The following is an 11,505-nucleotide window of genomic DNA, read 5'->3' as shown; positions in this document are numbered from 1 at the left end:
CTCGACGAAAAAGGAGCGGTGATTACCGCTCCCAGTCTTCCTTGGCAGCCTTGGCGCCATTGCCGAGACGTCGTTCCAGTTCAACTGCCTCCGCTTCCGACAGGCGCACATCGAGCGTGATCGAGCCGTCCTCGTTGTCTTCGCGGTTACCTACGATCGCGTGATCGTAGAGCCATGGAAGCAATGCGAGCTTGTCCACAGGCAGGTGAACGGTTGCTTCGGTCAGAACGCCAGAGAGCCTGCGGCTGATCTCGTCCATCAGCGTATCGACACCCTCGCCGCTGACAGCGGAGAGAGCCACGACGTTTTCAGAACCGCTTGCCTTCTGCACGATGGCATCGTGGTCCTCAGGCTCGAGACGATCGATCTTGTTCCAGACTTCGATGATCCGCTTGTCGCCCTCTTCCTCGTCGATGCCGAGGTCCTTCAGGATGCGGAGCACGTCTGCGCTCTGCGCCTGATTGTCGACATCGGACATGTCGCGGACGTGCAGGATGAGGTCTGCTTCCAGCACCTCTTCCAGCGTGGCGCGGAAGGCGGCAACGAGGTGGGTCGGAAGGTCCGAAATGAATCCGACCGTGTCGGACAGGATCACCGTGCGGCCATGCGGCAGCTTCATCCGGCGTAGCGTCGGGTCGAGCGTCGCAAAGAGCATGTCTTCGGCCAGAACGCCTGCCCCGGTGATCCGGTTGAACAGCGTCGACTTGCCGGCGTTGGTATAGCCGACCAGCGCCACGATCGGATGCGGCACCTTCTTGCGCTTGGCGCGATGCAGCTGGCGGGTACGGACCACCTGCTCAAGCTCGCGTTCGAGCTTGATGATACGATCCTGCAGCATGCGACGGTCGGCTTCGATCTGGGTTTCACCCGGACCGCCCATGAACCCACCGCCACCGCGCTGACGTTCAAGGTGGGTCCAGCTTCGAACCAGCCGGCCCTTCTGATAGTTGAGATGCGCGAGGTCGACCTGCAGCGTGCCTTCCTTGGTGGAAGCGCGGCGGCCGAAAATCTCGAGGATGAGGCCCGTGCGGTCGATGACCTTGGCGTTCCATTCCTTTTCGAGATTGCGCTGCTGCACAGGGGTCAGCGGGTGATCGACAATGACAAGACCTGAGTCATTCGCATCGAGCGTCGCCTTGATCTCTTCGATCTTGCCGGTACCCATCAGCGTCGCCGGACGCGGATCATTGACCGGAACGATGGCGCCATGGACGACATCGAGATCAATCGCCTGAGCGAGACCGGTCGCCTCTTCAAGACGGCTTTCGGGGGTACGGGTTACAGCCGGCGTTGCATCGCTGGCGTTACGGCCGCCACGCGCCTGCTTGAGGACAGGCACGATAACGGTCGCGCGCATGTCATCCCGGTGCTTGGCTGCTTCCGGGATGATCGAATCATTCTTGGTATCGCGTGTCGAGATAGTTACAGGTCCTGTTAGGAAGCGGCTTCTTCGCTTTCGAACATCTGCATCGGCTGGCCGGGCATGATGGTCGAGATTGCGTGCTTATACACGAGTTGCGAATGTCCGTCACGGCGAAGCAGAACGCAGAAATTGTCGAATGAGGTGACAACTCCGGTCAGCTTAACACCATTAATCAAGAAAATTGTCAGTGAAATCTTTTGCTTGCGAACAGTATTGAGAAATAAGTCCTGCAGATTCTGAGAACGTTCCGCCATCGCGCCGCTTCTTTCTTTATTGCCGGCTTGGTTTCGCCGGTGAAATACTAATCAACCTCGCCTGCAGGCAGCCGACAACCCTCATCCCATCTGCCCAGAAAGTCTTGGTATCAAATCGCAATCTTTTCCGCAACGTCGAAAAAAGCCTCCCGAATTTTCTGGGAGACGCTGCCAGGATGGCCGTTTGCAATTGTCTGGCTATCGATCGAGACCACGGGAAAGCAGATGCTGGTAGCCGCCGTAATGAATACTTCGCGCGCCGCGAGCATTTCGGCGACCGAGAATTTGCGCTCCTCGATCTTCAGGCCGAGCTTGGCGCCGATATCGATCAAAGTAGTGCGCGTGATGCCGCGCAGGATGCCGTGTTCGGCGGGGCGCGTAACGAGCGTACCGTCGCGGTCGACGATCCAGACGTTGGTCGCCGCGCCTTCCTTCACCATGCCTTCGGCATCGACGTAGATTGCCTCCTGGGCACCCGCTTCCTTCGCCTGCTGGCGCGCCATGGCGTTCGGCAGGAGACCGACGGACTTGATATCAACCCGGTCCCAGCGATTGTCGGGAACAGTGATCGCCTTGATGCCGTTCGCATTCTTTTGGGCGATGATCGACGGATCGGTGCTCTTTGCGGTGATGACAAGCGAAGGCGGCGTTCCTTCGGCCGGAAAGACGTGGTCCCGGCGCGCGACGCCTCGCGTGACCTGCAGATAGAAGAGGCCATTGCGGACCCGATTGCGCCGCACCGTCTCGCGGATAACGCCGGCTAGCGCCTTGCGGCTCATCGGCCATGCGATGCGCAGCTCACCCAAGGACCGCTCCAGCCTGTTCAGATGCCGCGTCAGATCGACGATATAGCCGTGCCTGATCTCACAGACCTCGTAGACGCCATCGGCGAACTGATAGCCGCGGTCCTCGATGTGGACCATTGCGTTGGAGTGCGTGACGTAGCGGCCGTTCACATAGGCTATTCGAGGCATTGCTGACCTGTATGTGGAAATAGGAGCAAGGAATGGAGAGCGGCGTATAGACGCCGCCCTCAAATCAGACGCCGAGTGACTTCAGCTTGCGGTGAAGGGCCGAGCGCTCCATGCCGACGAACTCCGCCGTACGCGAGATATTGCCGCCGAAGCGGTTGATCTGCGCGATCAGGTAGTCCTTCTCGAACATCTCGCGCGCTTCGCGAAGCGGCAACGTCATGATGTGGTAGTCGTTCTTAGCAGAGACCTTCGGCAGCATGTCACCGAGATCGGTCGGCAGCATTTCGGCGGTGATCGGCGCATCCGGGCCATCGGAACGGGCCAGGATCATCAGCCGCTCGATGTTGTTGCGCAACTGGCGAATGTTGCCCGGCCAATCATGCGCCTGCAGGACGGCCATCGCATCGTCACCGATCCGGCGCGGACGGATACCGGCCTGCTCGGAAATCTGCCGCATCAGCTGATCGACCAGAAACGGGATGTCTTCGCGGCGCTCGGCAAGCGCTGGCACCTTGACCGGTACGACCGCCAGACGGTGATAAAGATCTTCACGGAACCAGCCCTCGGCAATACGGCTTTCGAGATTATAGGCTGTCGACGACACGATGCGCACATCAACCTTCACCCGCTTGGAGCCGCCAACGCGCTCGAACTGCTGGTCAACGAGAACGCGCAGGATCTTGTTCTGTGTCTCGCGCGGCATTTCGCCGACTTCGTCGAGGTAGAGAATGCCCCGATGCGCCTCTTCCAGCGCGCCGATCTTGCGCGCCTGGCCAGGTCCGCCTTCAGTACCGAACAGCGCGATTTCCATCCGGTCAGGCGTGATGTTGGCGGCGTTCAATGCCACGAAGGGCCCATTCGCACGCGTCGACTTCTTGTGGATCATGCGGGCGACGAGTTCCTTGCCGGACCCCGACGAACCAAAGATCATGATGCGGCTGTTGGTGGGCGAAACCTTTTCGATGGTCTGGCGAAGCTGCGAGACCGCGACCGACGTACCGATGAGTTCAACCGGGTCCCCCGCCTTGCGCTTCAGCTCGGAAACTTCGCGTTTCAGCTTCGAATTCTCGAGTGCGCGTTCGGCGATCAGGATCAGCCGATCGGCCTTGAACGGCTTCTCGATAAAATCGAACGCACCGCGCTTGATGGCGGAAACGGCGGTCTCGATGTTGCCGTGGCCTGATATCATCACGACCGGAATATCCGGGTGGCGCGTCTTGATCTCGTCCAGCAACGACAGGCCGTCGAGCTTGCTGCCCTGCATCCAGATGTCGAGGAAAATCAGCCGCGGCGCACGGTCGGAGATCGCCGCAAGAGCACTATCGCTATCGTGTGCGGTGCGGGTTTCATGCCCTTCATCGGAGAGAATGCCGGAGACAATCTCGCGGATGTCGTGCTCGTCATCGACGACCAGAATATCAGAGGCCATAAACACTTTCCTTGTCACTTGCGACCTGGGCCGAAGATGCGGCTTCCAAACGTGGCAGATGCACGCGGATCATCGCCCCTCGTCCCTCGTCGAAATCGGCGGGCGCATCATGCAACTCGAGCTGCCCGCCATGTTCCTCAATAATCTTCTTCACGATCGCCAGACCGAGCCCTGTGCCCTTCTCGCGCATCGTCATATACGGTTCCAGAATGCTGTGACGGTTCTCGACCGGCAGGCCGCGACCGTTATCGACTATGTCGACGGTAAAGCGGTCGCGCGGCTGATCGAGCGAGGCGCGGACGAGAATCTTTCGCTCGTCGCGTTCACCGCTCGGCACGGCTTCGATCGCTTCCACCGCATTCTTGATCAAATTGCCGAACGCCTGACCGAGCATGCGGCTGTCAAACTGTCCTTCCAGGGGCTGGTCGCCCAGTTCCTGCAGGAAGGTCACGTGGCTGTTGCCCATCTCGCGCAGGAACACCGCGTCATGCAGGATCTTGCGCAGGTCGCTCGGCTCCTTGATCGGCTTCGGCATGCGAGCGAAGGACGAGAACTCGTCCACCATGCGGCCGATGTCACCGACCTGCCTGATGATGGTTTCGGTGCATTGATCGAAAACGCTGCGATCATCCGGGTTGATCTGCTTGCCGTAGCGGCGCTGGATGCGCTCTGCCGATAGCTGGATCGGGGTCAGCGGGTTCTTGATTTCGTGAGCAATACGGCGAGCGACGTCGCCCCAGGCCGTCGAGCGCTGCGCGATCACCAGATCGGTGATGTCATCGAGCGTGATGACATAGGACTCGCTCATATCGCGGACTTCCTCGCGCGTCACCTGAACGCTCAGCGTCCGGACGGTACCGGCCCTCACAAGGGCGATCTGCTTGCGAAAGTCGCCGCGATAGCGGACTGCAGCTTCCGTCAGCACCTGATCAACCTCGGGCGCGATCTCGGAAAGCTGCATGCCCAGCATCTTCGATGCCGGCAACGCCATCAGTGCTTCCGCAGAACTGTTGACAATGGTGATCCGGCGATCGTGTTCGACGCCGATCACCGAGGCGGTCACGCCTGACAGCACTGCTTCGATAAAGCGGCGACGGTCGTCGACTTCGTCCTTCGCTTCCAGAATCTCGTCACGCTGCGTGCGAATTTCCGAAATCATCTTGTTGAAGGTGCGCGACAGGTTGGCGACGTCGCCATCGACGGCATGAACAGGAACGACGATGTCCATGTTGCCGGAAGCCACGCTGTCGGCCGCCGTGATCAGCAGGCGGATCGGGCGCACGATGCGGTCGGCGACAGCGATCGCCGTCCAGATCGCGGCAAGCAGGACGATCAGGGCAAAACCGATGTAGAGAACCGCGAAGGCGATCTGCAGCGAGAAGCGACCCGCCTCCATGGATTTATATTCGGTGGCGTTCTCCTCCATCATCCGCATGGCGGTCATGACTTTGGGATCGACAGCCCGGACGGTGTAGAGAAACGCACCGTCGATCGCCTCAAGCTTGATGATGGCGCCGACGAGGTTCGTAACACCCGGAGGAATGAGCGTCGGCTGACCGGCCGCAGCCTTGTTCAGCGCATCCTGCGGTATCGCAGGCAGGGGTTTTTCCGTCTGAATGTCGGCCTGGGTAATGACTGATCCGTCGGCCTTCACCAGGAAGGCGCCCAGAAGACCGCGCCCGCGCGCCTGCCGCGTCATCATGTCGGCAAAGCCGGTCCTGTCGAGGCTGAAGAGCTGGCGGTTGCGCTCGAGGTCGTTCGCCATCGAGACGGTCTGACCCTGCAGATAGCTGGCATTCTCCATCATGTAGGCCTGCCCGATATTGCGGGACGAACTGATGATGGACTGCGTACGCAGGGCGAACCAGCGGTCGAGACCGGCGTTCAAGGTAATACTTGCGAAAATCGCAACGAGAATCGCCGGCGTGATCGCGACGATCGAGAACAGGACAACAATGCGGATGTGGAGACGCGCCGCTGCGCGACCGCGTCTGCGGGCCTTGAGCAGCCGCGACACCTCGCGGCCGATCAGCGCCATCAGGCCAAGCACGAAGAACGAGTTGATGACGACGGACGTGATGACAACAGGCGACGTTGGCGCGATGGGCGTCAGGCCAAGAAGAACGAACAGCGTCAGCGTGGCGCACAAAAGCGCGCCGCCGGCCAGAACAAGACCCGGAAGAGCAAACAGTGCGCGACGATCGGTTACGGTCGTCACCGACTCGTCTTCCGACGGTACCGCTTCCTGTTTCATGACCCATCTCCTAACGGCGGATCAACCACCGCACCCCGCAAAGTGGGATCGGGCAACTGCGCAACCGCCTCGGCTCAAAGTAATTTTGAGCGAGAACCTCGGAGGCCGGACTAGTCGCTGGAACGCAACCCCTTGCGTGACTTATAAGCAACGCAATGTGGCGAAAATGCAACGCACCTTGTCACATTGTCAAGCGCTGCGGGAGCTTCTGTAGACGGAAACACCAAGCTCCCTGATCTTCTTTCGCAACGTATTGCGATTTAGACCAAGCAGATCGGCAGCCTTGATCTGGTTGCCTCGCGTCGCCGTCAGCGCGGCTAGAATCAGCGGATACTCCATCTCCGTCAGAACGCGGTCATAAAGACCGGGAGGCGGCAAATTCTCGCCGAATCCTGCGAAATAGGTGCGCATGTTCTCCTCTACCGCCTGGGAGATGGTCATGCTGCCGTTCGGGATCGGGCCCTTCTCGATCGGGCTGTCGGGCACGTCGGAGCGAAGCTCTGCCTCGATGATTTCGCGGGAGATGACGTCCTGTGGATAAAGCGCCATCAAACGACGAATAAGGTTCTCAAGCTCGCGAACGTTACCCGGCCAAGCATAGGCCTTCATCAGATCCAGCGCTTCCTGATCGAAACGCTTCGTGCCCAGACCTTCCTTCTCCGCCTGCTGGATGAAGTGACGGACGAGGTCTGGAATATCCTCGGCGCGGTCGCGAAGAGGCGGCAAGCGAAGCGGTACGACGTTGAGGCGATAGTAGAGATCCTCGCGGAAGAGACCCTGGTTGATGGCCTGCTTCAGATCCTTGTTGGTCGCAGCAACGATGCGGACGTCGGTGCGGATCGGTGTGCGACCGCCAACGGTCGTATATTCGCCCTGCTGCAGAACGCGCAGAAGGCGCGTCTGGGCGTCCATCGGCATGTCGCCGATTTCGTCGAGGAACAACGTGCCGCCCTCGGCCTGCTCGAAACGCCCGGTGGAGCGTGTCTGCGCGCCGGTGAAGGCGCCCTTCTCATGGCCGAAAAGCTCCGACTCGATCAGATCGCGCGGAATGGCCGCCATGTTGATGGCGACGAACGGCCCATTGCGCCGCTTGCCGTAATCGTGGAGCGCGCGTGCCACCAGTTCCTTGCCGGTACCGGACTCGCCTGTGATCATCAGCGTCAGGTCGGTCTGCATCAGGCGCGCAAGGACGCGATAGATTTCCTGCATGGCGGCAGAGCGACCGACCAGCGGCATGCCATCCTGCATGTCTTCGTCAAGCTTCGCCGGCTTACGCTTCGGCTCAGCCAGCGCCCGACCGATGATGCCGATCAACTCTGTCAGGTCGAACGGCTTCGGGAGGTAGTCGTAGGCTCCCTTTTCTGAAGCCTTGATCGCGGTCATGAACGTGTTCTGCGCGCTCATAACGAGAACCGGCAGATCCGGCCGTGCCTTCTTGATGCGTGGCAGAAGATCGAAAGCATTTTCATCAGGCATCACGACATCGGTGACGACGAGATCGCCCTCGCCCGCCGATACCCAACGCCACAGCGTCGCGGCATTCGAGGTAATGCGTACGTCATAGCCGGCACGGCTCAAGGCCTGATTAAGCACTGTACGAATTGCCGCATCATCATCTGCGACGAGGATCGTTGCTGTCATCGAGAAGGTCCTGTGGGAGTTTTGATTGTTGCGTCTTCAAGCGACGCATCCTTGGAAGCAGGCATGAGAACACGGAACGTCGTGCGATTGCTCTGGCTGTCGCACTCGATAATGCCGCCATGATCACCAATGATCTTGGCGACAAGTGCGAGGCCCAGACCGCTGCCGTTGGTCTTCGTCGTAATAAATGGATCAAACAGGTGCGGCAGAAGATCGGACGGAACACCCGGGCCGTTGTCCTGCACGCAGAACTCCAACGGCAACGAGATCTTCTCACGCGTGCCCGCCACCGAAAGGCGGATGCCTGGACGATAAGCCGTCGTCAGGACGATCTCACCGTCCGGCCGGTCGCCGATCGCTTCTGCGGCGTTCTTGACGAGGTTGAGAAACACTTGGACGAGCTGATCGCGATTCGCATAGACGGAGGGCAGCGAAGGATCGTAGTTTTCTGTGATACGTAAATGACGGGCAAATCCTGCCTTCGCCACCGCCTTCACATGATCGAGCACCGAGTGAATGTTGACGGGCACGCGATCGACAGGGCGTTCATCCGAGAAGACCTCCATGCGATCGACAAGCGACACGATTCTGTCGGTCTCGTCGCAGATCAAGCGTGTCAGTGCCCGATCATCATCGATCACCGACTGCTCAAGAAGCTGGGCCGCGCCGCGAATGCCTGACAGCGGATTCTTGATTTCGTGCGCAAGCATGGACGCAAGACCGGTTACCGAACGCGCGGCCGCACGATGCGTCAGCTGGCGATCGATCTTGTCGGCCATCGAGCGCTCCTGGAAGACGATCACGACGCAGCCGGGCTCGCTGATGACAGGCGCGACATAGATGTCGACCAGCTTGTCCTGGCCCAAACGAGGCGAACTGAGATCGACGCGATACTCGCTGATCGGCGCTCTGCGTTCGCGGACCTGGTCGATCAATGCCAGAAGCGGGCTTCCGAAAGGAATGAAGGTCGAAATCTTGTATCGGGCAAGATGAGAGGCGCTGGCTCCAAAGAAGGCCTCCGCTTCCCAGTTCGCAAAGGACACAAGGCCCGCGTCATTGACCATCACCACGGGGTTCTGAATGGCGTTAAGCACGGCCATGGCGACTGAACTGCCGCCCTGATCGGCAGAGAACGGCACATCGGATGTCATGCAGCCTCCTGCGTTCTTGTGTTCGGTGCCGTGGATGTAAAGGCGTGCTCCAGACGCTCGACGACCTCTTTCTGGTCGCGCGCGGTCATGATTGCCGCCTTCTCATCCTGAGGCAGCGCAGGCGCAAAGCGGTCCAGATACCAGCCGAGATGCTTGCGTGCGTGCCTGACGGCAACCGCTGCGCCGTAGAACTCGATCATCATCCGGTAGTGCTCGATGACAATAGAGGGAATATCGGCCGACGCCGGTGCTTTCGCGCCCGCGATGGCGCCGACGTGCCAGGGACGCCCCTGACTGCCGCGTCCGATCATCACTGCGTCTGCTCCCGAGCGGCGCAATATTTCCTTGGCGTCCTGCACGGTTTCGACGTCGCCATTGGCGACGAGCGGTACGGAAATGACATCGCGGACGGCGCGGATCGCGTCCCAATCGGCACGCCCCTCGTAAAACTGCATACGCGTCCGACCATGGATCGTGATCAACTGAACGCCTGCGTCTTCGGCACGTTTGGCGATATCAGGCGCATTTAGCGAATTTTCGTCCCAACCCAGTCGCATCTTCAACGTGACTGGCACGTCGACCGCCTTCACGGTCGCTTCAATCAACTGAAGCGCATGATCAGGGTCGCGCATTAACGCTGAGCCGGAATAGCCGCCGATGACCTTTTTCGCCGGGCATCCCATGTTGATGTCAATGATATCCGCGCCGTGGTCGGCAGCGATCTTCGCCGCCTCCGCCATCCAATGCGCCTCGCGCCCGGCAAGCTGGACCATGTGCGGCCGAAAGCCGGCGGCCTCAAGCCGCGCCCACGATTCCGAGGTGCTGTTGACGAGTTCGCGACTTGCCACCATCTCGGTGACAACAAGGCCAGCGCCGTAACGCCAGGCCAGCTGACGGAAAGGCATATCTGTAACGCCGGACATGGGTGCCAGGACGACGCGATTGCGAATACCTACATTTCCGATCCGCAGAGGGGATGCGAGGTCTATGTCAGACAATTGATTATCTTTCAGGCACGCCGTTTTCGTGCATTATTTTTAGACAGGTTTGAGAGGCTTGCCAAGAGGGCTGCGCTCGAATTGACATTTTTCGGGCAGATGCTGGAAATCGGTGCGCCAAGCCGTTAGAGCACCTATGCAAAGCATTCCATTTTCTGGGGATTTATGCCGCAAATGCATCAAAAGCAACCGATATCGGCGGGGATTGTCGTGGTTGCCGCCGGCCGCGGCGAACGTGCGGGCGCGTCGTTCGAGGGCCCCAAGCAATACCGTTCGATCGGTGGAAAGCCGGTCATCGCTCATACGCTCGAGATGTTCCGGCGCTGGCCATCGACCACCCACATCGTTGTGGTCATTCATCCCGACGACGAGACTCTGTTCGCAAACGCGCTGAGCTTTGTAGAGGATGGTGCTGATATCTCTACCGTTCACGGTGGGGCGACGCGGCAGCAGTCGGTGCTTGCCGGCTTGCGTGCGTTGAGGGGCAAGGATGTAACCGACGTCCTCATCCACGATGCCGTCCGGCCATTCTTTGACCTCGCCCTGCTGGAGCGCATTGCCGAGGCGCTTTCCGCAGGTACGCCGGCCGTGCTGCCGGCAATTCCCGTTGCGGATACGCTGAAGCGGTCGGACGAGAACGGCGCTGTCGTAGATACAGTCCCGCGGACACGTCTCTATGCGGCGCAGACACCGCAATCCTTCAAGTACAATAAGATCCTCGCCGCCCATGAAGACGCGGCTGCAGCAAGGAAGACGGACTTTACCGATGACGCCGCAATCGCGGAGTGGGCCGGTATTCCGGTCAAGATCGTCGACGGCAGCGTCGACAACGTGAAACTCACAGTGAAGCGTGACATTGCAATGGCTGACGAACGACTCTCCCTCACCGCCCTTCCGGATGTGCGCACCGGCAACGGTTACGACGTCCACCAACTCGTGCCTGGCGACGGCGTGACGCTCTGCGGCGTCTTCATTCCGCACGACCAAACGCTGAAAGGCCACTCCGACGCGGACGTGGCGCTGCACGCTTTGACGGACGCGCTGCTCGCCACTTGCGGCGCCGGCGATATCGGTGATCATTTTCCGCCGTCGGATCCGCAATGGAAAGGTGCGCCGTCGCGCATCTTCATCGAGCACGCAGCAAAGATCGTACGCGAACGCGGCGGAACGATCATGAATGCCGACGTGTCGCTGATCGCCGAGGCGCCGAAGGTCGGGCCGCATCGCGACGAGATGCGCGCCAAGCTGTCCGAATTTCTTGGCATCACCATCGACCGCTGCTCGGTAAAGGCAACGACGAACGAGACGATCGGCTTCGTCGGCCGGCGCGAGGGTATCGCGGCGATCGCCACCGCGACTGTCGTCTATCGGAGCCTCTGAT

9 protein-coding genes are annotated in these 11,505 nt (G+C 60.0%); 1 reads left to right on the top strand and 8 read right to left on the bottom strand.

Translation table 11 applies throughout. From position 1 onward, the window contains the following. Positions 1 to 22: 22 nt before the first annotated feature. The 8 genes from hflX to dusB all read right to left on the bottom strand — a co-directional run bounded on the left by hflX (position 23) and on the right by dusB (position 10,139). Positions 23 to 1,357: a GTPase HflX gene (hflX, locus tag FZ934_RS06135; protein WP_153270332.1), complete on the bottom strand. Its 1,335-nt coding sequence runs from the start codon at positions 1,355 to 1,357 to the stop codon at positions 23 to 25. Between the two features lie 77 nt (positions 1,358 to 1,434). After that, complete coding sequence (hfq, locus tag FZ934_RS06130) at positions 1,435 to 1,677, bottom strand: RNA chaperone Hfq (protein WP_003539403.1); 243 nt, start codon at positions 1,675 to 1,677, stop codon at positions 1,435 to 1,437. Positions 1,678 to 1,787: 110 nt separating this feature from the next. After that, positions 1,788 to 2,651 carry a D-amino-acid transaminase gene (locus FZ934_RS06125; RefSeq protein WP_153270331.1) on the bottom strand — a complete coding sequence of 288 codons (864 nt, stop codon included), beginning with the start codon at positions 2,649 to 2,651 and terminating at the stop codon, positions 1,788 to 1,790. A gap of 64 nt (positions 2,652 to 2,715) precedes the next feature. Beyond that, positions 2,716 to 4,080, bottom strand: coding sequence for a sigma-54-dependent transcriptional regulator (locus FZ934_RS06120; RefSeq protein WP_113363047.1), 1,365 nt, complete (start codon positions 4,078 to 4,080; stop codon positions 2,716 to 2,718). Then, positions 4,070 to 6,334: a sensor histidine kinase NtrY-like gene (locus FZ934_RS06115; protein ID WP_153270330.1), complete on the bottom strand. Its 2,265-nt coding sequence runs from the start codon at positions 6,332 to 6,334 to the stop codon at positions 4,070 to 4,072. The genes FZ934_RS06120 and FZ934_RS06115 overlap by 11 nt, the downstream gene beginning before the upstream one ends. A 189-nt stretch (positions 6,335 to 6,523) precedes the next feature. Beyond that, positions 6,524 to 7,975 (bottom strand): nitrogen regulation protein NR(I), encoded by a 1,452-nt coding sequence (gene ntrC, locus FZ934_RS06110; protein WP_153270329.1) that lies wholly within the window; start codon positions 7,973 to 7,975, stop codon positions 6,524 to 6,526. Then, the gene (locus FZ934_RS06105) at positions 7,972 to 9,126 is read right to left on the bottom strand and encodes a two-component system sensor histidine kinase NtrB (RefSeq protein WP_113363050.1); all 1,155 of its coding nucleotides are present in this window, start codon (positions 9,124 to 9,126) and stop codon (positions 7,972 to 7,974) included. Before FZ934_RS06105 ends, ntrC begins: the two co-directional genes overlap by 4 nt. Further along, complete coding sequence (dusB, locus tag FZ934_RS06100; protein WP_153270328.1) at positions 9,123 to 10,139, bottom strand: tRNA dihydrouridine synthase DusB; 1,017 nt, start codon at positions 10,137 to 10,139, stop codon at positions 9,123 to 9,125. Before dusB ends, FZ934_RS06105 begins: the two co-directional genes overlap by 4 nt. A 150-nt stretch (positions 10,140 to 10,289) precedes the next feature. On the opposite strand from dusB, the gene FZ934_RS06095 reads away from it, so the two are divergent. Beyond that, positions 10,290 to 11,504 carry a bifunctional 2-C-methyl-D-erythritol 4-phosphate cytidylyltransferase/2-C-methyl-D-erythritol 2,4-cyclodiphosphate synthase gene (locus FZ934_RS06095; RefSeq protein WP_153270327.1) on the top strand — a complete coding sequence of 405 codons (1,215 nt, stop codon included), beginning with the start codon at positions 10,290 to 10,292 and terminating at the stop codon, positions 11,502 to 11,504. Position 11,505 lies beyond the last annotated feature (1 nt).

It is taken from the genome of Rhizobium grahamii, from assembly GCF_009498215.1.
GTDB classification, from domain to species: Bacteria; Pseudomonadota; Alphaproteobacteria; order Rhizobiales; family Rhizobiaceae; genus Rhizobium; species Rhizobium grahamii_A.
This window is presented reverse-complemented; position numbering and strand designations above follow the sequence as displayed.

What these genes read in the sequence shown, in the direction of transcription:
- FZ934_RS06115 (WP_153270330.1), bottom strand. Translation starts at nt 6,334, where the DNA reads ATGAAACAGGAAGCGGTACCGTCGGAAGACGAGTCGGTGACGACCGTA.
- ntrC (WP_153270329.1), bottom strand. Translation starts at nt 7,975, where the DNA reads ATGACAGCAACGATCCTCGTCGCAGATGATGATGCGGCAATTCGTACA.
- FZ934_RS06095 (WP_153270327.1), top strand. Translation starts at nt 10,290, where the DNA reads ATGCCGCAAATGCATCAAAAGCAACCGATATCGGCGGGGATTGTCGTG.
- FZ934_RS06120 (WP_113363047.1), bottom strand. Translation starts at nt 4,080, where the DNA reads ATGGCCTCTGATATTCTGGTCGTCGATGACGAGCACGACATCCGCGAG.
- FZ934_RS06125 (WP_153270331.1), bottom strand. Translation starts at nt 2,651, where the DNA reads ATGCCTCGAATAGCCTATGTGAACGGCCGCTACGTCACGCACTCCAAC.
- hfq (WP_003539403.1), bottom strand. Translation starts at nt 1,677, where the DNA reads ATGGCGGAACGTTCTCAGAATCTGCAGGACTTATTTCTCAATACTGTT.
- hflX (WP_153270332.1), bottom strand. Translation starts at nt 1,357, where the DNA reads ATGCGCGCGACCGTTATCGTGCCTGTCCTCAAGCAGGCGCGTGGCGGC.
- FZ934_RS06105 (WP_113363050.1), bottom strand. Translation starts at nt 9,126, where the DNA reads ATGACATCCGATGTGCCGTTCTCTGCCGATCAGGGCGGCAGTTCAGTC.